This window comes from Curvibacter gracilis ATCC BAA-807 (genome assembly GCF_000518645.1).
GTDB classification, from domain to species: Bacteria; Pseudomonadota; Gammaproteobacteria; order Burkholderiales; family Burkholderiaceae_C; genus Curvibacter; species Curvibacter gracilis.
This window is the reverse complement of record NZ_JADZ01000006.1, coordinates 158,862-182,211: the sequence shown is the minus strand read 5'-3', so window position 1 is coordinate 182,211 and position 23,350 is coordinate 158,862. Positions and strand designations below refer to the sequence as shown.

20 protein-coding genes are annotated in these 23,350 nt (G+C 67.7%); 18 read left to right on the top strand and 2 right to left on the bottom strand.

The window, feature by feature from the left end; all coding sequences use genetic code 11:
• Nucleotides 1-157: 157 nt before the first annotated feature.
• The 8 genes from rpmH (at nt 158) to L880_RS0105480 (ending at nt 7,581) form a co-directional block, all read left to right on the top strand.
• A complete protein-coding gene (gene rpmH, locus L880_RS0105515; RefSeq protein WP_006299042.1) occupies nt 158-292 on the top strand; it encodes a 50S ribosomal protein L34 in 135 nt (44 codons plus the stop codon).
• A gap of 35 nt (nt 293-327) precedes the next feature.
• Complete coding sequence (locus tag L880_RS34235) at nt 328-837, top strand: ribonuclease P protein component (RefSeq protein ID WP_051443086.1); 510 nt, start codon at nt 328-330, stop codon at nt 835-837.
• Nucleotides 831-1,127 (top strand): membrane protein insertion efficiency factor YidD, encoded by a 297-nt coding sequence (yidD, locus tag L880_RS0105505; RefSeq protein ID WP_027474825.1) that lies wholly within the window; start codon nt 831-833, stop codon nt 1,125-1,127. Before L880_RS34235 ends, yidD begins: the two co-directional genes overlap by 7 nt.
• On the top strand, nt 1,124-2,785 hold the full coding sequence (yidC, locus tag L880_RS0105500; RefSeq protein ID WP_027474824.1) for a membrane protein insertase YidC: 1,662 nt from the start codon (nt 1,124-1,126) through the stop codon (nt 2,783-2,785). The genes yidD and yidC overlap by 4 nt, the downstream gene beginning before the upstream one ends.
• Before the next feature lie 345 nt (nt 2,786-3,130).
• Complete coding sequence (mnmE, locus tag L880_RS0105495) at nt 3,131-4,543, top strand: tRNA uridine-5-carboxymethylaminomethyl(34) synthesis GTPase MnmE (RefSeq protein WP_027474823.1); 1,413 nt, start codon at nt 3,131-3,133, stop codon at nt 4,541-4,543.
• Between the two features lie 126 nt (nt 4,544-4,669).
• Nucleotides 4,670-6,169, top strand: a complete 1,500-nt coding sequence (locus tag L880_RS34230; RefSeq protein ID WP_051443085.1) for a glycosyltransferase family 2 protein — start codon at nt 4,670-4,672, stop codon at nt 6,167-6,169.
• Nucleotides 6,170-6,254: 85 nt separating this feature from the next.
• On the top strand, nt 6,255-6,746 hold the full coding sequence (locus L880_RS0105485) for a Crp/Fnr family transcriptional regulator (RefSeq protein WP_027474822.1): 492 nt from the start codon (nt 6,255-6,257) through the stop codon (nt 6,744-6,746).
• Nucleotides 6,747-6,816: 70 nt separating this feature from the next.
• Nucleotides 6,817-7,581, top strand: coding sequence for a hypothetical protein (locus L880_RS0105480; protein WP_027474821.1), 765 nt, complete (start codon nt 6,817-6,819; stop codon nt 7,579-7,581).
• Between the two features lie 43 nt (nt 7,582-7,624).
• Here L880_RS0105480 and L880_RS0105475 read toward each other — a convergent pair whose 3' ends face one another.
• Complete coding sequence (locus L880_RS0105475) at nt 7,625-8,191, bottom strand: adenine phosphoribosyltransferase (RefSeq protein WP_019573785.1); 567 nt, start codon at nt 8,189-8,191, stop codon at nt 7,625-7,627.
• Nucleotides 8,192-8,386: 195 nt separating this feature from the next.
• Here L880_RS0105475 and L880_RS36730 point away from each other — a divergent pair, with 195 nt between their 5' ends.
• The 6 genes from L880_RS36730 (at nt 8,387) to nosR (ending at nt 18,145) form a co-directional block, all read left to right on the top strand.
• The gene (locus L880_RS36730; protein WP_084461049.1) at nt 8,387-11,761 is read left to right on the top strand and encodes an EAL domain-containing protein; all 3,375 of its coding nucleotides are present in this window, start codon (nt 8,387-8,389) and stop codon (nt 11,759-11,761) included.
• Between the two features lie 120 nt (nt 11,762-11,881).
• Nucleotides 11,882-14,800 (top strand): EAL domain-containing protein, encoded by a 2,919-nt coding sequence (locus L880_RS34225; protein WP_051443084.1) that lies wholly within the window; start codon nt 11,882-11,884, stop codon nt 14,798-14,800.
• Between the two features lie 6 nt (nt 14,801-14,806).
• Nucleotides 14,807-15,013 (top strand): hypothetical protein, encoded by a 207-nt coding sequence (locus L880_RS0105460; RefSeq protein ID WP_027474820.1) that lies wholly within the window; start codon nt 14,807-14,809, stop codon nt 15,011-15,013.
• Nucleotides 15,010-15,885 carry an HDOD domain-containing protein gene (locus L880_RS0105455; protein WP_051443083.1) on the top strand — a complete coding sequence of 292 codons (876 nt, stop codon included), beginning with the start codon at nt 15,010-15,012 and terminating at the stop codon, nt 15,883-15,885. Before L880_RS0105460 ends, L880_RS0105455 begins: the two co-directional genes overlap by 4 nt.
• The gene (locus L880_RS0105450) at nt 15,882-16,829 is read left to right on the top strand and encodes an ATP-binding protein (protein ID WP_043328605.1); all 948 of its coding nucleotides are present in this window, start codon (nt 15,882-15,884) and stop codon (nt 16,827-16,829) included. The genes L880_RS0105455 and L880_RS0105450 overlap by 4 nt, the downstream gene beginning before the upstream one ends.
• An 8-nt stretch (nt 16,830-16,837) precedes the next feature.
• Nucleotides 16,838-18,145 carry a response regulator c-di-GMP phosphodiesterase, NosR family gene (gene nosR, locus L880_RS0105445; protein WP_027474817.1) on the top strand — a complete coding sequence of 436 codons (1,308 nt, stop codon included), beginning with the start codon at nt 16,838-16,840 and terminating at the stop codon, nt 18,143-18,145.
• Nucleotides 18,146-18,165: 20 nt separating this feature from the next.
• On the opposite strand, the gene L880_RS0105440 is transcribed toward nosR, so the two are convergent.
• The gene (locus tag L880_RS0105440) at nt 18,166-20,151 is read right to left on the bottom strand and encodes a monovalent cation:proton antiporter family protein (protein ID WP_027474816.1); all 1,986 of its coding nucleotides are present in this window, start codon (nt 20,149-20,151) and stop codon (nt 18,166-18,168) included.
• 59 nt (nt 20,152-20,210) lie between these two features.
• On the opposite strand from L880_RS0105440, the gene L880_RS0105435 reads away from it, so the two are divergent.
• From L880_RS0105435 to L880_RS0105420, 4 genes are read left to right on the top strand one after another with little or no spacing between them, the layout of a single operon-like run.
• Entirely contained in the window at nt 20,211-21,188 is a 978-nt protein-coding gene (locus tag L880_RS0105435; RefSeq protein ID WP_043328603.1) for a KpsF/GutQ family sugar-phosphate isomerase, read from the top strand.
• A gap of 35 nt (nt 21,189-21,223) precedes the next feature.
• The gene (locus tag L880_RS0105430; protein WP_027474814.1) at nt 21,224-21,796 is read left to right on the top strand and encodes a KdsC family phosphatase; all 573 of its coding nucleotides are present in this window, start codon (nt 21,224-21,226) and stop codon (nt 21,794-21,796) included.
• The gene (gene lptC, locus L880_RS0105425; protein ID WP_051443082.1) at nt 21,793-22,455 is read left to right on the top strand and encodes an LPS export ABC transporter periplasmic protein LptC; all 663 of its coding nucleotides are present in this window, start codon (nt 21,793-21,795) and stop codon (nt 22,453-22,455) included. Before L880_RS0105430 ends, lptC begins: the two co-directional genes overlap by 4 nt.
• A 7-nt stretch (nt 22,456-22,462) precedes the next feature.
• Entirely contained in the window at nt 22,463-23,254 is a 792-nt protein-coding gene (locus L880_RS0105420) for an SDR family oxidoreductase (protein ID WP_027474812.1), read from the top strand.
• Nucleotides 23,255-23,350 lie beyond the last annotated feature (96 nt).

Genomic DNA, 23,350 nt, shown 5'->3' with positions numbered 1-23,350 from the left:
ATGCGGCAGACACTGTGGTGCTTGCTTGAGTCGGGCGATTAGAACAAGGCCCCTGGTTTGGGCGCGGTTTGCAGCGATGTCGTCAGGCTTGGGTTTGGCGGTGTTGCACGAGCAGTGCATGAACGAATGGCCAGAACTGAACCTCTAGGAATTCATCATGAAACGCACTTACCAACCTTCCAAAATCCGTCGCGCCCGCACCCATGGCTTCCTGGTCCGCATGAAGACCCGTGGTGGTCGTGCCGTGATCAACGCACGCCGCGCCAAGGGCCGCAAGCGTCTGGCTGTCTAAGCCAGGCATTGCCTGGTGAACTCCGGGCTGCTCGCGTGCAACGGCTGAAAACCCGTCCGCAGTTCCAGGCCGCGATGGCGGGCGGTACGGTGTCTCGCACACCGCACTTTGCTTTGCACCGCCTGGTGCTCTCCGCCGACGCTGTCGCGTCGCCGGTTCGGCCTCAAGAAGGGCCTGATGTTTCGCCACCGCGAAATGATCAGGCTCTTTTTGTCGTTCCTGGATCGATTCCTGGGCAGCCCTGGCTGGGGGCCATGGTGCCCAAGCGCTGGGCCAAGCGGGCCGTGACCCGCAACACCATCAAGCGCCAGATCTACGCGCTGGGGGCCGAATTCGAGCCTCGTTTGATGGTCGCTGCCCATGTGGTGCGTCTGCGCTCCGGCTTTGACCGCAAGCAGTTTGTCAGCGCCACTTCCGATGTGCTGCGTCAAGCCGTGCGGGCCGAGCTGAACCAATTGTTCCGGCGCGCCTGCGTGTCGCCATCGCGTCCTGCGCCAGTGGTCACCGCTCCTGCTTCGGCAGAGTCAGGAGCCACGCCATGCTGAAGCGTGTGCTGATCGGTCTGGTGCGCGGGTATCGCCTCTTGTTGAGCCCCTGGCTGGGCTCGGCCTGCCGGTTCGAACCGACCTGTTCCGTCTATTCCCTGCAGGCCCTGGAGCAGCACGGTGCTGCGGCCGGCAGTTACCTGACCTTGCGGCGTCTGGTACGCTGCCACCCCTGGTGTGCCGGCGGTGCCGATCCAGTACCCGCCGAGCGTCCCCGGCTGTTCAAGCTGGAGGGTGTCTCTGGCTGTGCCCCCATTTCCCAACATTCTTCGCAAAAGAAGTCTTCATGAACGACATTCGCCGCACCATCTTGTGGGTGATCTTCGGGTTCTCCATGGTCCTGTTGTGGGACAAATGGCAGGTCCACAACGGCAACAAGGCCATGTTCTTCCCGACCAGCGCCCCTGCGGCCACGGCCGCGGCAGAAGGCGCAGCCAAGCCCTCGGTGGCTGGCAGTGCGGCTGTTCCCACCGCTGCCACCAACGCAGCAGCCCAACTGCCTGCGGCTGGCACGGTGGCTGCGCCGGCACCCCGCCAATCGGTGGAGGTCACCACCGACGTCTTCAAGCTGACTTTTGACAGCGAGGGCGGCTCTTTGGTCAAGGCCGAGCTGCTGAAGTACTCGGACGTCGAACACAAGGACCGCGCCGTCGTCTTGCTGGACGACAGCAAGGACCGCGTCTACGTGGCGCAGACCGGCCTGATCGGTGGCGGTTTCCCCACCCACAAGACCCCGATGAACGTGGTGCCCGGCCCCCGTACCCTCAAGGACGGTGAGAGCGAGCTCAGCGTGCGCTTCGAGTCGCCCGATCTGGGCGGCGTGAAGCTGATCAAGACCTACACCCTGCGCCGCGGTGCCTATGACATGGCCGTGAAGCACGAAGTGCAGAACACCGGCAGCGCTGCCGTGACGCCGCAGATCTACTTCCAGCTGGTGCGCGACGGCAACAAGCCGCCAGGCGAGTCCTCGTTCTATTCCACCTTCACCGGCCCGGCCGCCTACACCGAAGCCAAGAAGTACCAGAAGGTTGAATTCAAGGACATCGAAAACGGCAAGGCCGACATCCAGAAGGAATCGGCTAATGGCTACGTTGCCATGGTGCAGCATTACTTTGCCAGCGCCTGGCTGCTGGCCGATGGCGTGCAGCGCGATCTGTTCATGCGCAAGGTCGACACCAATCTGTACTCGGTGGGCATGATCACCACCCTGCCCAGCATCGCTCCGGGTGCGAGCCAATCGCTGGAAGCCCGCTTCTACGCCGGCCCCGAGGAAGAAAAGAAGCTTGAAGCGCTGAGCCCCGGCCTGGAACTGGTCAAGGACTACGGCTGGCTGACCATCCTGGCCAAGCCGCTTTACTGGCTGCTCGACAAGATCCATGGCCTGCTGGGTAACTGGGGCTGGTCGATCGTGGGCCTGGTGGTGCTGCTGAAGGCTGCTTTCTTCTGGCTCAATGCCAAGGCCTACTCCAGCATGGCCAAGATGAAGGCGATCAATCCCAAGATCACCGAGATGCGTGAGCGTCTGAAAGACAAGCCACAGCAGATGCAGCAGGAGATGATGCGCATCTACCGCGAGGAAAAGGTCAACCCCATGGGTGGCTGCTTCCCCATCATGATCCAGATCCCGGTGTTCATTGCGCTGTACTGGGTGCTGCTGTCCAGCGTCGAGATGCGCAACGCGCCCTGGATTCTGTGGATCACCGATCTGTCGGCCAAAGACCCGCTGTACATCCTGCCCGTCATCATGACCGGCACCTCGCTGCTGCAGACCTGGCTCAACCCCACCCCGCCGGACCCGATGCAGGCCAAGATGATGTGGATCATGCCCCTGGTCTTCAGCGTGATGTTCTTTGCCTTCCCGGCCGGTCTGGTGATGTACTGGATCACCAACAACATCCTGTCCATCGCCCAGCAATGGGTGATCAACAAGCGGCTCGGCGTGAACTGAGCCCAGCCCTGAACTTCGGTTCGATCGAGGCCGTCCAGCGCTAGGGCCTGTTAACCCTGATTTCGCCGGATGCGTTGGAGGTCCAAAAGGCCTAGCGCAAGGCGCCAACCGCAGCTGGGTCGGTGACCCAGCGAGGATTGGCAACGCAGCGATCGGCCTTTTGGGCTCCAACCCGAAGGGAAGCCGGCTGGCCAAGCGCCACTCGGCGTTGCGTGCCTTGCCCAGACGCCCGGTCTGGGCTGCGACACGCGCCTTGATTGGCGCTTGGCCAGCCGGCTTCGCACCGGCGAAATCAGTGTCAACAGGCCCTGATTGGCCGGCCTTTTTTGATGAAAGAGCCCCACCATGCTGGCCCGCCAATCCGACCCCATCGTTGCCATTGCCACCGCCCCCGGGCGTGGTGCCGTGGGCATTGTGCGCATCAGTGGTCCCGACGTCAGGCCGCTGGTGCAGGCCCTGTGCGGGCGCGCCCTGCGCCCGCGTGAGGCCACCTACCTGCCCTTGCGCGATGCCCAAGGCCAGCCCATCGACCATGGCCTGGCGCTGCACTTTCCGGCGCCGAACTCCTACACCGGCGAAGACGTGCTGGAGCTGCAGGCGCACGGCGGCACCGTGGTGCTGCAGCTGCTGCTGGCGCGCTGCCTGCAGGCGGGTGCCGAGATCGACCCTGCCACCGGGCAGCCGCGCCTGCCGGGTCTGCGGGTGGCCCAGCCGGGCGAGTTCACCCAGCGTGCCTTTCTGAACGACAAGATCGATCTGGCCCAGGCCGAGGCCATCGCCGACCTGATCGATGCCAGCACCGAGGCCGCGGCGCGCAGCGCCGGGCGTTCGTTGTCGGGCGAGTTCTCGCGCGAGGTGCAGCAACTGCGCGATGCGCTGATCCACCTGCGCATGCTGGTCGAGGCGACCCTGGACTTTCCCGAAGAGGAAATCGACTTTCTGCAAAAAGCCGATGCCCAGGGCCAACTGGACCGCCTGCGTGCCAGCCTGCAGCGCGTGCAGCAGCGCACCCGCCAGGGCGCCTTGCTGCGCGAGGGCATCAAGGTGGTGATCGCGGGCCAGCCCAACGCCGGCAAGTCCTCTTTGCTCAATGCCCTGGCCGGGGCCGAGTTGGCCATCGTCACCCCGATCGCCGGCACCACCCGCGACAAGGTCGAGCAGACCATCCAGATCGAGGGCGTACCCATCCACGTGATCGACACGGCCGGACTGCGCGACAGCCACGACGAGGTCGAACGCATCGGCATCGAGCGTGCTTGGGGCGAGATTGCCGCCGCCGATGCGGTGCTCTTTCTGCACGACCTGACCCGCGCCGAGCAAGCCGACTACCAGGCGGCCGATCAGGCCATTGCCGACACACTGGCCAGCACCCTGGCGACTCGGGTGCCGGTGCTGCATGTCTGGAACAAGCTCGACCAGGCCGCCGAGTCGGCCGACCGGGCCCCGTCGGGCCTGAGGCTGTCGGCCCGTACCGGCCAGGGCCTGGACCTGGTGCGCCAGCAACTGCTGCAGGTGGCCGGCTGGCAGTCGGCCCCCGAGGGCGTCTACATCGCCCGCGAGCGCCATGTGCAGGCGCTGTTGCGGGTGCAGGATCACCTCGATCAGGCCCAGGCCTGCCTGGGCGCCCAGGCCCAGGCGCTGGACTTGCTGGCCGAAGAACTGCGTCTGGCCCAGGGCGCGTTGAACGAGATCACCGGCGAATTCACCCCCGACGATCTGCTGGGCGTGATCTTCTCCAAGTTCTGCATCGGCAAATAAGACGGCACTGTGCCGTCTGTCCCGGGCATCGGCGTGCCGTGCTCGCCCTAGACTGGAGCCCTCTCACCGCCCTGCTCCGCCATGCCCACTTCTATTCCCCCACAGCGCCCACGCCTGAGCGTGTGCATGATCGTCCGCGACGAGGCCGCCAACCTGCCGGGCGCCCTGGGCTCGGTGCAGGGCGTGGCCCAGGAGCTGATCGTGGTCGACACCGGCAGCACCGACGACAGCGCAGTGATCGCCCAGGCCCTGGGCGCCCGGGTGCTGCACTTTGCCTGGTGTGATGACTTTGCACGCGCCCGCAACGTGGCCCTGCAGGCCGCCACCGGCGACTGGGTGCTGTGCCTGGACGCCGACCAGCAGCTCGACCCGGCCAGCCTGCCCGCGCTGGAGCAGGCCCTGCAACGCCAGGACGTGCTGGCCCAGATGGTCACCATCGAGCTGCTCACGGCGGCGGCCGATGACCGGGCCAACCCCTTGAAGGACGGGCGTGCGCTGGCCGTGTTGCAGTCGTTTCCGCAACTGCGGCTGTTCCGGCGCGATGCCCGCATCCGCTTCCAGGGCCGGGTGCATGAGGATGTGGCCGACAGCCTGCTGGCCATCGGCAGCAGCCATTGGCCCGAGGCCGGTGTCCGCCTGTGCGACCACGGCTACGTGCAGGCCAGCGAGCGTGAACGCAAGCGCGCGCGCAACCTCGCCCTGCTGCAGCGGGTGCACGACGAGTCGCCCGATGCCCTCTACCCGGCCTACAAGCTCGCCATCTCGCTGCCGGCCCACCAGCAGGCTGAGCAGGCGGCCCTGCTGCAGGCCACCCTCGAGCGGGTGCTGCAACGGCCAGTGGCCGAGCAAAGCGCCCTGCCCTTTCTGCCCCAGCTGCTGGCCCGCACCGTCGAGGCCTGGGTGAACCAGGGGCGCCTGCTGGAAGCTGCCCGGGTCTGCCAGCGCCTGCTCGACCTGCATGGCCCGGTGTTCGACTTCACCGCGGGCTGCGCCTGGGCGCGCGCCGGGGAGTGGGCGCCGGCGCGCCACAGCCTGCTGCGCTACCTGGCCGCGCCGACCCAGGCCCACCACGCGGCCTGGCAGACCGATCCCCAGGCCAGCCCGGCCCAGGCCTGCTGGTGGCTGGCCTGGATGGACCGCCAGCAGGGTGATTTCACGCAGGCCCAGGCCCATGTCCAGCAAGGCTTGCGCAGCGCCACGCCGCTGCAGCGGGCGGCGCTGGAGGGCGAAGGCGTCGAAATCCTGCTGGCCCAGTGTGAATGGGTGGCGGCCGCCCAGGCCATCGGCGCCATGCAGGCCGGCCCCCAGGCCCCGGCGGCCGCGCTGAGCGAGCGCCTGCGCGTCAGCGCCCGCCTGGCCGAACTCACGGGCGACCTGCCCACGGCCCTGACCCTGGCGCAGTCGGCCCTGGTGCCAGGCCAGGATGCCGCCGCCGCCTTGCTGGCCACCCTCGAGATCCAGGCCGGGCAGATCGACCTGCCGCGCCTGCAGCACCACCACCAGGCCCTGGCCGGGCAGTTCTTCGACACCCTGGCCCTCAAGCTGCTGATCGCGCGGGAGTTGGGCCTGCCCTGGCCCGCCGACCTTCCTGCCGCCACCCAGGCGTTGATCGCGCCTCCTGTTTGAGTGTTTGAAACAATTGTTTCTTAATGTGCGTCGAGGCGCCGCTTGTCTTGTGCGCTTTGGGGGACGGCGTTAACTTCGACGCATCATGTTTCCACCCTTGCCCGCTGTTGCCAAAACCGATCTCCAGGGCCTGTTGGCGGCCCTGGCCCACGCGCCGCCAGAAGACCGTCTGGAGCTGAACCTGTCGGCCCTGCAATGGGACACCCTGGCCGCCTACCTGCAGCCCCTGGCCTTGGCCTCCGGGGAGGTGCTGTTTCACAAGGACGTGCTCGACCGCACGCTGTTCCTTGTGGAGAGTGGCACGCTCAGCGTGCACCTGGAGGACGACAAGGGCCGTTTGCGCCTGGCCATGGTGGGGGCCGGCTCGGTGGTGGGCGAGGGCGCCTTCTTCTCCCACCAACCCCGCAGCGCCACCGTGCAGGCGAACAACGCCTGTCAGTTGTGGGCGCTCAATCCCTTGCGCTTTGCCGAGCTGGCCAACCGCCAGCCGGCGCTGGCCCTGGCCTTGAGCCTGGCCCTGGGATCGGTCATGGCGCGGCGCATGCGCCAGCGGCGCCGCCGCGTGGCCAGCACTTGAGTTCGCCCACTTTTCATCGCCAAGTCAGGTTTTCGGGATACCCTTGAGCACTTTGTAAAGGAATGCGTCGATGTCCCTGCTTGCGTGGCTGTTTGGCAAAAAGCCCCCGCGTGCCCTGCCTGACTCCTCGGGTCTGCAGCACATGGACCACACCCGCCCGCTGCACCCCCGACCCGGCCATACCCCGCCCCCCAAAGACAAGCCCAGGCCGGAAGCCCCGGCCCATGAGGCGCAGACCCCGCAGCGCAAGAGCGAGCGGCACGGCCGTCGCGAATTGCTCTACGGCGTGGTGCGCGACACCATGGCCCGAGTCGGGGTGCTGTCTTCGCGCTACAAGTTCAAGGTGCTGTCGCTGGACCCGCACGGGCGTCAGTTCCTGGTGATGATGGACATCTCGCCCGACGTCACCAGCGACAACATGCGCCTGAGCGAGATCGAAGTGCTGCTGGCCCAGACGGCCAGGGCCCGACACCAGATCCTGGTCACGGCGGTGTACTGGCGCCTCAACAACCATGTCTCGACCGGCCTGTCGCCCGAGCGCCGGGCGGCGGTGGCCCAGGCGGTCCATGCGCCGGTGCCTTTGGCACCCCAAGCGTCAGAGGTGTCCCATGCTGCGCCACGCTTCGAGCCCATCCAGTCGGACGAGGTGGCCGCCTTCCACAAGGCCCTGGCCGAGATCGGCGCGGCCCAGCCCACGGTCGGGCAGACGCTGCAAAGCGGGCCACGCATGCCCGCCCAGCCCACGGGGTTTGAAGACACGGAAAGAATCCCCGGACACGATCCCGAGGACTCCCGCCCCCAGGCCCTGAGCAATACCCAGTACGGCGATCTGTAAGAGCGTGTTCGCGCTCTGAGCCTGGGCCCGGCGCCGCCGGGCTTCAGTGGCCTTCGAAATCCACCAGTGTGAACAGCGGCAGTCCGCTGTCCACCAGCCGTTGTGATCCGCCCAGCTCCGGCAGGTCGACGATGGCCGCCCCCTCCGTGACCACGGCGCCCAGTTTCTCCAGCAGGCGGCGCCCCGCCATCATGGTGCCGCCGGTGGCAATCAGGTCGTCGATCAGCAGCACCCGGTCACCGGGCTTGACGGCGTCGGTGTGCAACTCCACCGTGGCGCTGCCGTATTCCAGTTCGTAGGTCTCCTCCACCGTGGTGAAGGGCAGCTTGCCTTTCTTGCGGATGGGCACAAAGCCCACGTTCAGCTCGTAGGCCACCACGGCCCCCAGGATGAAGCCGCGTGCGTCCAGGCCGGCCACCACGTCCGGGCGCAGCGCCGGGTCCAGGTAGCGGTGCACAAAGGCATCGATCAGCACGCGGAACACCCGCGGGTTCTGCAGCAAAGGGGTGATGTCGCGAAATTGCACGCCCGGGGCGGGCCAGTCCGGCACGGTCCGGATGTGGTCTTTCAGGTATTGGCTGACATGCAGCGAAGATTCGGCACGGTTCATGGCTTGGCGGGCTTCGCAGGAAGCAAGGGGCTGTTCGATGTGGCCCGCATTCTGCCCGCAAAGCCGTGCCTTCGGCGCCTGGCCCGGTGCAGGGCCTGGGGGCGCAGGCGCGCCCCGGGCCGCTTGCTTTCTGTTTCAAAGTCGCGCACATAATCCCATTCGATTTCTCTGGCTGCCTCAGCCCCTCCCTACCCTATGGCGATCGCCCTGTTGTTGATTGAGCGCGATGATGCGCACCGCAGCGCCCTGTGCGACATGCTGGCACGCGAGCATCCGTCCTGGCACGTGGCGGTGGCGGGCTCCGTGGCCCAGGCACAGGGCCACCTGCAGCAGGGGGCCTTTGATGTGGCCCTGGTTGGCCGCCAGCTGCCCGATGGTTCGGCCTTCGACCTGCTGGCGGCGCTGGGTCAGATCCCGGCGGTGATCATGGTCGAAGAAGGCGGCGAATGGGCGGCCGCCCGGGCCTTGCGTGAGGGCTTTGCCGATTACCTGATCCAGGACGCCCGCCTGGGCTACCTGCTCACCGTGCCGGGGCAGGTGCTCAGTGCGGTCGACAAGGTGCGGCTGGAGCAGGCCTTCCAGCAATCTGCCGCCTTGTCCGAGATGGCGCTGGAAGGGGCCGATCTGGGTTTCTGGCAGCGCAACCTGATCACGGCAGAGGTCCGGCTCAGCCAGCGCTGGCTGGAGATGCTGGGCCTGGACGGCCCGCAGGCCCAGAACACGGTCGACACCTGGCAGCGTCTGGTTCACCCTGATGACTGGGCCCTGGTCCAGGATGCCTTGAACGACTACCTGGCCGGCACGCAGGCCGCCTACGAAGCCGAGTACCGCATGCGCCACCGCGACGGGCACTGGATCTGGGTGGCCAGCCGGGGGCGGGTGGTCGATTGGACCTCCACAGGGCAGGCCAGGCTGATCAGTGGCACCTACATGGACGTCACGGCTCGCCATCGCGCCGACGTGGCCTTGAACCGCCAGCACCGGCTCTTGCAGGCCCTGTCGCGGGCCCAGAGCGCCTTCATCGCGCATGCCGAACCCCACGCGGCCTTCGAGGGCATGATGGGCTTTGTGCTCGAGATCACCGGTGCCCGGGCGGCGGGGCTGTTCGAGTGCGTGTCAGGCACCGGGCAGGCGCCGCAGTGGTCCGTGCAGGCCCTGGTCGGCGCCCTGCCGCAGGCCTTCCCGGCCTGGATGGCGCAGGTGCTGGGCCCAGGGGCGGCGCCGGGTCGCGTCCAGCAGGCCTCGGCCGAGACCGAGATCGGCGACCGGCGCTGGCAAGTGATCCCGGTGGCCTCGGCAGGCCGTGTGGTGGCCTGTGTCGGCCTGGTGTTCGAGGCCGCGGTGGCCAGCCCGGACCTGGTGGAGCTCGAGCCCCTGCTCAACACGGCCAGCCAGTTGCTGCTGGCCTGGCGGGCGCGCCAGGAGCGCCGCCAGGCCCAGGAGCAACTGCGCGAGGCCACCGAACAGCTCGCCCAGAAGACCCGGGCCCTGGAGGTGACCCTGGACACCATCAGCCAGGGCATCGCGAGCTTTGACGAGCAAGGCGTGTTGCGTTTCTACAACCGCCGATTCCAGGAATTGCTGGAGGTGCCCGAGCCTGTGTTGCGTCCCGGGGTGACCGCGGAGGAGTTGCTGCAGTTCCAGGTTGCGCGCGGCGATCTGGGGCCAGGCTATGAGCTGCTCTCGCCAGAGGCCCGGGCGGGCCTGGTCGCCCATCCTCATACCGACGGCCGTGACCTGCCTGATCAGTACCTGCGGCGCACGGTCTCGGGCCGTGTGCTGGAGGTCCGCTCGCGTCCGCAGCCCGGTGGCGGCTGGGTGCGCACGTTCAACGACGTCACGCCCTACGTCGACACCCAGGAGGCCTTGCGCCTGAGCGAGGAGCGCTGGCGTCATTTGAGCCTGCTGTCCTCCGACTGGTATTGGGAGCAGGACGCCGACTTCCGTTTTGTGCGCATCGATGGCCAGCACGATGGCCGCAGCGGGTTGATGTCCACGCAGGTGCTGGGCCGCACCCGGTGGGAAATCGATGCGCCCAACCTGACCGAGGCCCAGTGGGCCGAGCATCGCCGCACCCTGCAGGCCCACGAACCTTTTCAGGATTTTGAGATGCAGCGCTTCGGCGCCGGCGATGGCCTGGGGCGCTGGGTGTCGGTCAGCGGCGCACCTCTTTTTGATGCCCAGGGCCAGTTCAAGGGCTACCTGGGGGTGGGTCGCGACATCACCGAGCGCAAGCGCAACGAGGCCATCATCGAGCGGCTGGCCTTCTATGACGAACTCACCGGCCTGCCCAACCGACGCCTGCTGTTGCAGCGCCTGGGCCATGCCCTGAGCGCCTGCGGACATGGCGAGCGGCACGGCGCGCTGCTGTTCCTGGACCTGGACAATTTCAAGGACCTCAACGACACCCTGGGCCACGACCGGGGCGACCAGCTGTTGAGCCAGGTGGCCACCCGCCTGGTGGCCTGCGTGCGGCCCGACGACACTGTGGCGCGCCTGGGCGGCGACGAGTTCGTGGTGGTGCTGGACGACCTGGGGCCGCAGCCGGCCGGGGCGGTGGCCGCATCGGAGGGGGTGGCACAAAAGATCCTGCTGGCGCTCAACCAACCCTATCCGATCGGCGACAGCCTGCACCACAGCACGCCCAGCATCGGCATCGCCTTGTTCAGTGATGCGGGCCTCACCCCGGATGAGCTGCTCAAGCGGGGCGACCTGGCCATGTACCAGGCCAAGGCCGCCGGGCGCAACACCCTGTGCTTTTTCGACCCCGGCATGCAGGAGGCCGTCAGCGCCCGCTCCGCCATGGAGTCCGACATGCGCCAGGCCCTGCAGCGCGGAGAGTTCCGTCTGCTCTACCAACCCGTGGTGGATGGGCGTGGCCGCATCCTGGGGGTGGAGGCCCTGGTGCGCTGGAACCACCCGCAGCGCGGCCACATCTCGCCGGCCGAGTTCATCCCGCTGGCCGAGAAGACCGGGCTGATCCTGCCGCTGGGGCGCTGGGTGCTGCAAACGGCCTGCCGCCAACTCGTCAGCTGGTCCCGCAACCCGCGCATGGCGCACCTCACCATGGCGGTCAACGTCAGTGCGCGCGAGTTCCGCGACCCGGCGTTCGTCGAGGCGGTGGTGGCCGTGCTGGAGCACACCGGGGCGCAGCCCCAGCTGCTCAAGCTGGAGCTCACCGAGAGCCTGCTGCTCAACGATGTCGAGGACATCATCGCCAAGATGACCCGGCTGCAGATGCGCGGCGTGGGCTTCTCGCTGGATGATTTCGGCACCGGCTACTCCAGCCTCAGCTACCTCAAACGCCTGCCGCTGGACCAGCTCAAGATCGACCAGTCCTTTGTGCGCGACGTGCTCACCGACCCCAACGACGCCACCATTGCCCGCACCATCATTGCGCTGGCGGCCAGCCTGGGCCTGGCCGTGGTGGCCGAGGGCGTCGAGACCGAGGGGCAACGCGCTTTCCTGATGCGCAATGGCTGCGAGGCCTTCCAGGGCTACCTGTTCAGCCGCCCCATTCCCGCCGTGGCCCTCGATACCCTGGTGCTGGAAGCCAGTGATAAATCATAAATACCGTTTTAAATTTGAATTAATTGTTAAAAATGCTTGATCGGGATCGTTTGTACTCGTAATATGCGAGTCAAAGCCCCGCTGGAAAACCGTTTCCAAGGGCCGCAAAGGACGCCCCCCATGTCAAGCGAAGGCCCTACCCCCAGCGAGCGCAGCCTGGCGCCAGGCGCGCCAGGCCTCGCCTGTGACGAGTCTGTGTTGCGGGCCACGCTGTTCGATCAGGCACCGCTGGGCCTGTGTCTGCTGGTGGCCGGCCAGCCCCGGCTGGTGAACCGGCGCTTTGCCCGCATGCTCGGGGGCGATGGGCACGAAGCCTCGATGGAGCCCTCTCAGCTGCGCCAGTGCTGGCCCACGTTCTGGCCCCAGTTGCGCGGGCTGGGCGAAGACCATCGCATCGTGGCCTGCGACCTGGCCAACGGTGTGCAGTTCAATGGGCGGGCCTTCTCCTGGCGTGTTGCGGCACTGGGGCCCGACGCCGAGATCATCACCCTGGTCAATGCCAGCCAGCTCGACTGGATCAGCTTTTCGGCCGACTGGCAGGCCCGCATGCTGGCGCAGGCCGAGGGCATGTGCCGCACCGGCTCGGCCGAACTGGATCTGGACCAGGGGCTGGCCGTGGTCTCGCGCGGGCTGGGGGCGCTGCTGGGGCACACCCTGCCCGTGGGGGGCATCGCCGCCTGGCGGCTGCTGCGCTGGGTGCCGCCGGAAGAACGCGGCTACGTGGCCTCGATCTGGGGCGCGGCCATCGACGACGAACCCTTTGAATTTCAGCACCGCCTGATGCGGGCCGATGGCTCGCGCCTGGAGATCCTGCACCGCGGCATGGTCGAGACCGGGCCGGATGGCCGCCGCCACGGCTACCTGATCCTGCAGGACATCACCGCCCAGCGCGAGGCCGAGCACCGCATCCAGGAACTGGCCAACCACGACGAGGTCACGGGCCTGGCCAACCGCAATCAGCTGCTGGACCGCCTGGACGCCGCCGTGCATGCGGCCAGCTGGGACCCGCGGCCCATCACCCTGCTGTCCATCCACATCGAGCAGATCGACCAGCTCTCACAGTCCATGGGCTATGGCGCGGGTGACGCCATGGCCATGGCGGTGGCGGCGCGACTGAGCGCCCTGGGCGGCGCCGAGCATGTGGTGGCCCGGGTGGGTGGCGGTGAGTTTGCCCTGTTGATGGGGGATTGCCCCGACAGCGCGGCCGACCAGGGCGCCGCCGGGCGCGAAATGGCACGGTGCGTGGTCGAGGCCTTGAGGCGGCCCGAGCGCCTGGGCTTTGCCGAGATCGTGCCGGTGCCGCTGGTGGGGGTGGCCCGCTTTCCGGCCGATGCCGACACCGCCAGCCGCCTGCTGGAGGCCGCTCAGACCGCGCGCCAGGGGGTGCAGGGCACGGGGGATCAGATCGCCTTCTTCACGCCGCAGATCAACGAGCAGGCCAAGCGTCGTCTGGCCCTCGAGGCGGGGCTGCGACACGCGGTTGAACGCGACGAACTCCAGCTGCGCTTTCAACTGCAGATCGACCTGGCCAGCGGCCTGGCCATGGGCGCCGAGGTGCTGATGCATTGGCACAGCCGGGAGCTGGGTGAGGTGCCCGCGGAAGAGTTTCTGCCCGTGGCCCGCCACACTGGCCTGATCGTGATGCTGGGCGACTGGCAGCGCGAAGCGGCCTGCACCGTGCTGCAGAACTGGTTGCATGAAGGCATCAAGCCCCTGCGCCTGGCGCTCAACCACTCGGCCCTGCAACTGCAGCAGCCCGACCTGGTGGCCAAGTTCCAGCTTGCGCTGTTGGCCCACGGCGTGCCTTCGGTGCTGATCGGCATGGAGGTGTCCGAGCAGGCCTTGATGGCCAACTCGGTCGACATGGCGCGCAAGCTGGCCGAGTTGCGCGCCCTGGGCATCGAGATCACGCTCGATGACTTTGGCACCGGCTCCTCCAACCTCAGCCTGCTGCGCAGCCTGCCGGTGGACGTGCTCAAGGTGCACCGCTCCTGTGTGCCCGATGTCACGGCCGCCTCGGGCGCGGTGTCGCTCACGCGGGCCATCATCAACATGGCGCACAGCCTGCAGATGAAGGTGCTGGCCGAAGGCGTGGAGACCGATGGGCAATTGGCCCTGCTGGTGGCCAACGGCTGTGACCGCATCCAGGGCCCGGCTTTCAGCCCGGTGGTCGATCTGGCCACGCTGGAGAGCCAGCTGCGTGCCGGCGCCGTGCGCCTGCCCGAACGCTTCATGCGCCGCCAGCGCGAGCGCACCCTGCTGCTGGTGGACGATGAGCCCAACATCGTGGCCGCGCTCAAACGCCTGTTCCGGCGTGACGGCTACCGCATCGTCACCGCCAGCAGCGGTGCCGAGGGCCTGCAGCGCATGGCCGAGTACGAGGTCGATGTGGTGCTGTCCGACCAGCGCATGCCCGGCATGACCGGGGTCGAATTCCTGCGTCGGGCCAAGGAGCTGTACCCCGACACCGTGCGCATGGTGCTGTCGGGCTACACCGAGCTGCAGTCCATCACCGATGCCGTCAACGAAGGCGCCATCTACCGCTTCCTGACCAAGCCCTGGGACGATGAGCGCCTGCGCGTGCATGTGCAGGAGGCCTTCAGCCAGAAAGGCATGGCCGACGAGAACCGGCGGCTGGCCCTGGAGGTGCGCGAAGCCAACGAGGAGCTGGCGGTGCTCAATGGCCGTCTGGAGCGCGTGCTGAGCAACCAGCAGGCGCAGTTGGGCCTGGAAGCCTCGCGCGCCACAGCCGCGCGCGACATGCTCGATCTCTTGCCGGTGCCTGCGTTCGGCATCGACCCGGAAGGCCTGATGGTGATGGTCAACCTGGCAGCCCAACAGCTGCTGGGCGCCGAGCGCTTGTTGCTGGGGCAGTGTGCCGCGAGTGTTCTGCCTGCCCGGCTGGCCCCGCTGTGGGAGCAGCCGGGCGAGCAGGCGCTGGATTTCGAATGGTCCGGCCGGCGCTGGCGTGCCCGTGCCCGGCCTTTTGGTGCATCTGTCCCCCGGGGGCATTTGCTGGTGTTCAACGAATTGGCCTGACGAACCATGCCCGCACAGACCCTGATCCCTGTTGAAGAAGCGGCCTCGCCTGCCCCGGCTTTGCCGCCGCCTGGCCCGGTCGTGCTGCTGGATGTCGCCGGGCTGCCTGAGGACCCCGCCACGCCCGGCGCACGGCTGGCCTACCTGTTCCGCCGCTGCCAGGCCCACCCCCTGCGCCAGATCCTGGCCGACCACCGTGGAGTCCACGAATGAACCTGCCCCACGTTCTGCCGCTGGACCGGGCGCGTTGCATCGATCAGGTGCACGCCTTGCCCTCACTGCCTGCGGTGGTGGTTCAACTCATGTCCTTGCTGCAGCAACAGGACGTGAACCTGGATCCGATTGCCGAAACGCTTTCGCTGGACCAGGCCCTGGCAGCCAAGGTGCTGCAACTGGCCAATTCGCCGTTCTATGGCATGTCGGGGCGCATCACCTCGATCCGGGACGGCATCAATATCCTGGGCCTGCGTCCGCTGGGCACCCTGGTGCTGGCCGCGGTGCTGACCGTGCAGTTCGACCAGATGCATGGCAAGGCGCTGCACCTGGAGGAGTTCTGGTGCCATTCCATCGGCTGTGCTGTGGCGGCCCGTGCCCTGGCCGAGGAGCAGGGCCTGGACGAGGCCTCCGCCTTCACGGCCGGCCTGCTGCACGATGTCGGCCTGCTGGTGTTGGACAGCCTCTATCCCGTAGAGATGGCGCAGGCCCTGCAGTGGGCGGTTGAGAACGACGCCCCGCACCTGCAGGCCGAGCTGGCCCTGCTGGGGGTCTCGCACGCCGAGGTGGGGGCCTGGCTGGCTGGGCATTGGCATTTTGCGCCCGAGGTGGTGCAGGCCATTGAACGGCACCACAACCCACCTGACAGTGCGCAGCTCAGTCTCACGGACCTGGTGCACGGCGCCAATGCGCTGGTGCACGCCCTGGATCTGGCCGGCGTGGCCCATGAGGCGGTTCCCCCGCTGCACCCAGGCGCCTGGAGCCGCCTGGCCCCAACGCGGCAGAACATGCCGCGCCTGCTGGCCCGTGTCGAGCAAGAGTTCGAACAACTGAGGGCGATCCTTCGTCCCAAGCAGGAGATTGCGGCATGAACATCGAACTTCCCGAAAACGGCTTGCCTGATGCCCTGCTGGACCAGATGTCCATGGAGCAGGTCCGTGCCATGGTCAGCGAGCTGCTCAAGGCCAACGAAGAGCTCAAGGAGCTCAACGGCAAGCTCTCCGATGCCCGCACCAAGCTGATCCAGTCGGAGAAGCTGGCCTCCATCGGGCAACTGGCTGCCGGGGTGGCGCACGAGATCAACAACCCCATCGGTTTCATCTTCTCCAACTTCAGCACCCTCGAGAAGTACCTGCAGGACCTGTTCCAGATGCTGTCGGCCTACGAGCAGGCCGAAAGCGAGCTGGGCAGCAGCCCGGTGGCCGCCCGTCTGCGCGCCCTGTACGAAGAACTGGAGATCGAATACCTCAAGGACGACATCCCCAGCCTCATGAATGAGTCGCGCGACGGCATCCAGCGGGTGCGCAAGATCGTGCAGGACCTGAAGGATTTCTCCCGCGTCGACGCCCGCCAGGAGTGGGAATGGGTCAACCTGCACAACGGCCTCAATTCCACGCTCAACATCGTCAACAACGAAATCAAATACAAGGCCGACGTGGTGCGTGAGTTCGGCGAACTGCCCGAGGTGCAATGCCTGCCCTCGGAAATCAACCAGGTGTTCATGAACCTGCTGGTCAATGCGGCCCATGCCATCACGGCCGAGCGCGGCACCATCACGCTGCGCACCGGGCATGAGGGCTCCGAGGTGTGGATCGAGGTGGCCGACAATGGCTGTGGCATCGCCCCCGAGAACCTGTCACGCATCTTTGACCCCTTCTTCACCACCAAGCCGGTGGGCCAGGGCACGGGACTGGGGCTGTCGCTGTCCTACGGCATCGTCCAGAAGCATGCCGGGCGCATGGAGGTCAGCTCCCAACTGGGGCAGGGCACCCGTTTTCGCATCACCTTGCCCGTGCGCCAGGCGCAGCCGGCCTGAGGACCGCCATGGACGAGACCCCTGTTGTCAACCCCGACAGCGCCTTGATGGCGTCCTGGAGCGTGCTGTGCGTGGACGATGAGCCCAGCATCCTGTCGGCCTTGCGCCGGGTGCTGCGCACCGAGGGCTGTCGCATCCTCACCGCCGGCAGTGGGGCCGAGGCGCTGGCGCTGCTCGAAGCCGAGCCGGTGGATGTGGTGGTCAGCGACATGCGCATGCCCGTGATGGATGGTGCCCGCCTGCTGGCCGAGGTGCGCGCCCGCTGGCCCGGCACCGCCCGGGTGCTGCTCACCGGCTATGCCGACATGGATGCCACCATCCTGGCCATCAACGAGGGCCAGATCTACCGCTACATCCACAAGCCCTGGGACGAGACCGAGCTGCGCCTGACCGTGCGTCAGGCCGCCGAGCGTCAGATTCTGCAGCGTGAGCGCGACCGTCTGCAGCAACTCACCCAGGTACAGAACGAAGAACTCCAGGTGCTCAACACCGGTCTTGAGCAGCGGGTGGCCGAACGCACGGCCGAGCTGGGCGTGGCGCACGACAGGCTCAAGAAGAACTACCTCACCACCATCCGCGTGTTTGCGGGCCTGCTGGAAATGCGCAACGGCCTGCTGGGCGGCCATGGCAAGCGGGTGGCCGATCTGGCGCGGCGCATCGCCGTGGCCATGGAAGTGCCCAGCGACCAGGTGCAGGACATCTTTGTGGCGGGCCTGCTGCACGACATCGGCTTCATGGCGGTGCCCGACACCCTGCTGGCCAAGCCGGTGGGCCGCTACACGCCGGACGAAATGCAGCTCTACCAGCGCCATGCCGCGCTGGGCGCCCAGTCCCTGATGGCGCTGGACGACATGCAGGCCGTGGCCAGCCTGATCCGCGCCCACCACGAGCGGTTTGATGGCAAGGGCTACCCCGACAAGATCGCTGGCAGTGCCATCCCCTTGGGCAGCCGCATCCTGGCCGTGGCCGACACCTGGGACGACCTGCTGCAAGGCCACCTGACCGGGGCCCAGCTCAAGCAGGCCGAAGCCCAGACGCTGATGCAGCGCGCCCGGGGCATCCAGTTCGATCCGGAAGTGGTGGACGTGATCCTGCAGCTGACCCAGGTCGAAGTGCCTCGGGTGGTCAAGCTCCAGCCGGTCAGCGCCGAGGGCCTGGCCCCCGGCATGGTGCTGGGCAAGGACCTCACCACCCCCGAGGGCGTGGTGTTGCTGGCAGCCGGCCAGAAGCTCACCCAGGGCCTGATCGACCGCATCCGACGCTATGAGCAGTCCGAGGGGCGGCCGTTGGACCTGGCCGTGCGCGAGGCAGCCTGAGCCAGCGCTCTTTCAGCTGATCACCCCCGCAGCAGCTTTTCCTCGGCCAGGGCCAGGGGTTCTGGGCGACCGGACAACACCAGGGTGTCGCCGGGCATCAGCGGCGTGTCATCCGCAATGGGCGCCAATTGCCCGCCGTGCCGGCGCAGGCTGAGCACCCGCACCCCCATCGCCTGCAGCACCAGGTGGCCCAGCAGGCGGCCGGCCTGGCGGCTGGCTTCGGGCAGGGTGACGGTGTGCAGCCGCTCCTGATCGCGCTCCAGCCCGGTGTCATCGTCGGCCCCGTGGAAGTAGCCCCGCAGCAGGTTGTAGCGTGCATCGCGCTGGTCCTGCACCACGCGGATCACCCGGCGCATGGGCACCCCGACCAGGGCCAGGGCGTGGCTGGCCAGCATCAGCGAGCCTTCGATCGCCTCGGGCACCACCTCGGTGGCGCCGGCGGCCTGCAGCTTTTCCAGATCGTGATCGTCCTGGGTGCGCACGATCACCGGCACATGGGCCGCGTGCGAACGCGCATTGGCCAGCACCTTCAGGGCGCTGGGCACTTCCAGGTAGGTCACCACCACCGCGCTGGCCCGGGCCAGGCCCGCGGCCATCAGGGCCTGCAGCCGGGCCGCATCGCCAAACACCACCGAGTCGCCGGCGGCCGCCGCCTTGCGCACCCGGTCGGGGTCGAGGTCGAGCGCCATGTAGGGAATGCCTTCGCGCTCCAGCATGCGTGCCAGGTTCTGGCCGCAGCGGCCATAGCCGCAGATGATCACGTGCTTGCTGGTGTTGATCGATTTGCGCGCAATGGTGGTCATCTGCAGCGACTGCTGCAGCCATTCGCTGGCCACCAGCTTCATCACGATCCGGTTGCTGTACATGATCAGAAACGGCGTGGCCAGCATCGACAGCACCATGGCCGCCAGGATCGGGTTGGTCAGCTCGGGCGACAGCAGCTTGTGCTCTTGCGCCAGCGACAGCAGCACAAAGCCGAACTCACCGGCCTGGGCCAGGTACAGGCCGGTGCGCAGCGACACCCCGGCCGTGGCGCCCAGGGTGCGGGCCAGCACCGCCACCAGGGTGAGCTTGAGCAGCACCGGCATCAGCAGCAGCACCAGCACCAGGCCCCAGCGCTCGAGCACGATGTGCCAGTCCAGCATCATGCCGATGGTGATGAAGAACAGCCCCAGCAGCACGTCGTGGAAGGGGCGGATGTCGATCTCCACCTGGTGCTTGTATTCGGTCTCGGACACCAGCATGCCGGCAATGAAGGCGCCCAGCGCCAGGCTCAGCCCGGCGGTCTCGGTGAGCCAGGACAGGCCCAGGGTGATCAGCAGCAGGTTGAGCATGAACAGCTCATCGCTCTTGCGCCGCGCCACCAGGGTGAGCCACCAGCGCATCACGCGCTGCCCCCCCACCAGCAGCAGGGCCACCAGCGCACCGGCTTTCAGCATGGCCACGCCCAGCTCGGTCAGCAACTGGTTGGGCGGGCTGCTCAGGGCCGGGATCAGCACCAGCAGGGGCACCACGGCCAGATCCTGGAACAGCAGCACGCCCATCACCCGCTTGCCGTGCTCGCTCTCCAGCTCCAGCCGCTCGGCCATCAGCTTGACCACGATGGCCGTGCTGCTCATGGCCATGGCGCCGGACAGGGCCAGGGCCGTCTGCCAGCCCATCTTCCAGAGCGTGGGCGCCAGCACCGACAGGAACAGCGAACCCAACGTGCCCAGGCCGATGGTCAGCAGCACCTGCAACAGGCCCAGGCCGAACACATGGCGGCGCATGGCGCGCAGTTTGGGCAGGCTGAACTCCAGCCCGATCGCGAACATCAGGAACACCACCCCGAACTCGCCCAGGTGGCGCACCCCTTCCGAGTTCTGGGCCAGGGCCAGTGCATGGGGGCCGATCAGCACGCCCGCGATCAGGTAGCCCAGCATCGGGGGCAGCTTCAGGCTGCGGCAGCCCACCACGCCCAGCACGGCGGCCAGCAGGTAAAGCAGCGTGAGTTCCAGTGAGGTCATAGCGTTCGATACTAGCCCACAGATGTTGCGGGCATGGTGCGGTCGATAAAATCACCGGCATGACATTTGATCCCCAACAGGTGCTGAGCCGCGCCTTGCAAACCTTTGACATCGAGGCCGCTGCGGTCCAGGGCCTCAAGGCCCGCACCGGGGCCGCGTTTGTGGAGGTGGTGCGGCGCATCCTGGCCACGCAGGGGCGTGTGGTGGTCACCGGCATGGGCAAGAGCGGCCATGTGGGCCGCAAGATCGCGGCCACCCTGGCCTCCACCGGTACCCCGGCCCTGTTTGTGCACCCGGCCGAGGCCAGCCACGGCGACCTGGGCATGATCACGGCGGCCGATGTGGTGCTGGCCATCTCCAACAGCGGTGAGTCGGCCGAGCTGGACGCCATCTTGCCCGTGGTCAAGCGCCTGGGGGCCTTGCTGATCGCCATGACCGGCGGCGCCCAGTCTTCGCTGGCGCGCCACGCCGATCTGGTGATCGACAGCGGCGTTGAAACCGAGGCCTGCCCCCTCAAGCTGGCACCCACCGCCAGCACCACCGCCCAGATGGCCCTGGGCGACGCTCTGGCCGTGGCCCTGCTGGAAGCACGGGGCTTTGGCGCCGAAGACTTTGCGCGCTCCCACCCGGGCGGTGCCCTGGGCCGCAGGCTGCTCACCCATGTGGGCGACGTCATGCGGCGCGGGGATGCCGTGCCCAGGGTCCGGCCCGAGGTGCCCTTCCTGGAGCTGATGCGTGAGATGAGCGTCAAGGGCCTGGGCGCCTCGGCCGTGGTCGATGAGGCCGGCGCCGTGGTGGGCATCTTCACCGACGGCGATCTGCGCCGCCTGATCGAGCAGGGCGTGGATCTGCGCGGCGTGGTGGCCCGCGAGGTGATGCACCCGCGCCCGCGCCGCATCCGCAGCGATGCGCTGGCCGTGGACGCCGCCAGCCTGATGGAGCAGCACAGCATCACCAGCGTGCTGGTCTGCGAACCCGACGATACCCTGGTGGGCATCGTGCACATCGGCGACCTGATGCGCGCCAAGGTCATCTGAGAAAGCCCGTTGTGAACCCTTCTGCCCCCGCCTCTGTGACCGCCCTGGCGCCCCTCGCGCCCTTGCTCCCCGCCCTGCGCTTCGACCCCGAGCTGCTGCTGGCTGCCCAGGGCGTGAAGGTGGCCTTCTTTGACGTCGACGGTGTGCTCACCGACGGCGGCCTGTATTTCAGCGAGGCGGGCGAGACGCTCAAGCGCTTCAGCACCCTGGATGGCCATGGCCTGAAGTTGCTGCCCCGCGCCGGCATCACCCCGGTGGTCATCACGGGCCGTGATTCGCAGCCGCTGCGTCGGCGCCTGCAGGCCCTGGGCATCACCCATGTGCATTACGGCACCGAAGACAAGCGGCCGGCCGCCGAGCAGACCCTGCAGGCCCTGGGCCTGGACTGGTCGCAGGCCGCCGCCATTGGCGACGACTGGCCCGACCTGCCCGTGCTGCGCCGCTGTGCCTTTGCCGCCGCGCCGGCCAATGCCCACCCCGAAGTCCTGGCCTGCGCCCGCTATGTCACCCGGCTGCGCGGGGGCGAAGGGGCCGGGCGTGAGTTCTGCGACCTGCTGCTGGTGGCCAGCGGCCGCTACGCCGGCCTGCTGCAGGACGCCGCCTCATGAGCACCGCCACCCTGCCACGGCGCCGGCCGGCCCTGGGCCTGTTGCGCCTGCTCCTCGATCACCTGTCCATCTACCTGCCCGTGATGCTCATGGGCGTGCTGGCCCTGGGCACCTATTGGCTGGTGCGCACCACCCCGGTGTTCTCCCCCGCCGGCCCGCAGCAGGCGCCGCGCCACGAGCCCGACTATTTCATGCGCGACTTCGCGGTCAAGACCTTTGACCCCCAGGGCCGCCTGAAAAGCGAGGTGCGCGGCACCGAGGCGCGCCATTACCCCGACACCGACACGCTGGAGATCGACCAGGTCCATCTGCGCTCCTACAGCGCCGAGGGCCAGGTCACGGTGGCCACCGCCAAGCGGGCCTTGAGCAACAGCGACAGCACCGAGGTGCAGTTGTTCGGCAATGCGGTGGTGGTGCGCGAGCCTTTCACCGATGCCAGCGGGCGGGTGGCGCCGCGCATGGAGTTCCGCAGCGAATTCCTGCACGCCTTCACCGACACCGAGAAAGTGCGCAGCCACCTGCCCGTGGTGCTGATCCGGGGCGATGACCGTTTCACCGGCGACGCCATGGATTTCGACAACCTGGCCCGCACCCTCGAACTGCGCGGCCATGTGCACGGCACCCTGGTGCCGGGTGTGGCCGTGAAGCCCAGGCGCTGAGGGCCGCATGAGCCCGCCGCAGCGCCCCCTGGTGTTCATCACCGGTGCCTCCAGCGGCATCGGCCAGGCCCTGGCCTGGCGTTTTTACCAAGCCGGCTGGCGCCTGGCCCTGGTGGCACGGCGCCACGCCGAGATGCAGGCCTGGGCCGACCAGCAGGGCCTGGCCCCTGAGCGCTACGCCCTCTACCCGGCCGATGTGTCGGTGACCGATGAGATCGTGGCGGCGGGTCAGGCCTGTCTGCAGCAACAGGGCTTGCCCGACGTGGTGGTGGCCAATGCCGGCATCAGCGTGGGGGTGGACACCGCCGAGCGCGAGGATCTGGCGGTGCTGGCCCGCATCTTTGCCACCAACAACATCGGTCTGGCGGCCACCTTCCACCCTTTCATCACTGGCATGGTCCAGCGCGGTGCCGGCACCCTGGTCGGCGTGGGCAGCGTGGCCGGCATCCGTGGCCTGCCGGGCCATGGGGGCTATTGCGCCAGCAAGGCCGGTGTGATCAGCTATTGCGAGAGCCTGCGCGGTGAGATGCGCCCCCATGGCGTGAAGGTGGTCACGATCTGCCCCGGCTATGTGGATACGCCCCTGACCCGCCAGAACCGCTACGGCATGCCCTTTCTCATGAGCCCCGAGGCCTTCGCCGAGAGCGCTTACCGGGCCATCCTCGCGGGCGTGCGATACCGCGTCATTCCTTGGCAGATGGGGGTGGTGGCCAGCCTGTTGCGCGCCCTGCCCAATGCCTGGTTCGACCGCCTGCTGGTGGGCCGCCCTCGCAAGCACCGGCAGTCATCGCAGGGCTGAGCCCAGACCGTCCAGCGGCGGGCCCCGGTTTGGCGCTGTGGGTGGGCCACCCAAAGAAAAAGGCTCCCTGGGGAGCCTTTTGCCTGCCTGGTTGAA

Coding starts and splice junctions, on each gene's coding strand:
- rpmH (WP_006299042.1), top strand. CDS start 158: ATGAAACGCACTTACCAACCTTCCAAAATCCGTCGCGCCCGCACCCAT.
- yidD (WP_027474825.1), top strand. CDS start 831: ATGCTGAAGCGTGTGCTGATCGGTCTGGTGCGCGGGTATCGCCTCTTG.
- yidC (WP_027474824.1), top strand. CDS start 1,124: ATGAACGACATTCGCCGCACCATCTTGTGGGTGATCTTCGGGTTCTCC.
- mnmE (WP_027474823.1), top strand. CDS start 3,131: ATGCTGGCCCGCCAATCCGACCCCATCGTTGCCATTGCCACCGCCCCC.
- L880_RS34230 (WP_051443085.1), top strand. CDS start 4,670: ATGATCGTCCGCGACGAGGCCGCCAACCTGCCGGGCGCCCTGGGCTCG.
- L880_RS0105485 (WP_027474822.1), top strand. CDS start 6,255: ATGTTTCCACCCTTGCCCGCTGTTGCCAAAACCGATCTCCAGGGCCTG.
- L880_RS0105480 (WP_027474821.1), top strand. CDS start 6,817: ATGTCCCTGCTTGCGTGGCTGTTTGGCAAAAAGCCCCCGCGTGCCCTG.
- L880_RS0105475 (WP_019573785.1), bottom strand. CDS start 8,191: ATGAACCGTGCCGAATCTTCGCTGCATGTCAGCCAATACCTGAAAGAC.
- L880_RS36730 (WP_084461049.1), top strand. CDS start 8,387: ATGGCGATCGCCCTGTTGTTGATTGAGCGCGATGATGCGCACCGCAGC.
- L880_RS34225 (WP_051443084.1), top strand. CDS start 11,882: ATGTCAAGCGAAGGCCCTACCCCCAGCGAGCGCAGCCTGGCGCCAGGC.
- L880_RS0105460 (WP_027474820.1), top strand. CDS start 14,807: ATGCCCGCACAGACCCTGATCCCTGTTGAAGAAGCGGCCTCGCCTGCC.
- L880_RS0105455 (WP_051443083.1), top strand. CDS start 15,010: ATGAACCTGCCCCACGTTCTGCCGCTGGACCGGGCGCGTTGCATCGAT.
- L880_RS0105450 (WP_043328605.1), top strand. CDS start 15,882: ATGAACATCGAACTTCCCGAAAACGGCTTGCCTGATGCCCTGCTGGAC.
- nosR (WP_027474817.1), top strand. CDS start 16,838: ATGGACGAGACCCCTGTTGTCAACCCCGACAGCGCCTTGATGGCGTCC.
- L880_RS0105440 (WP_027474816.1), bottom strand. CDS start 20,151: ATGACCTCACTGGAACTCACGCTGCTTTACCTGCTGGCCGCCGTGCTG.
- L880_RS0105435 (WP_043328603.1), top strand. CDS start 20,211: ATGACATTTGATCCCCAACAGGTGCTGAGCCGCGCCTTGCAAACCTTT.
- lptC (WP_051443082.1), top strand. CDS start 21,793: ATGAGCACCGCCACCCTGCCACGGCGCCGGCCGGCCCTGGGCCTGTTG.
- L880_RS0105420 (WP_027474812.1), top strand. CDS start 22,463: ATGAGCCCGCCGCAGCGCCCCCTGGTGTTCATCACCGGTGCCTCCAGC.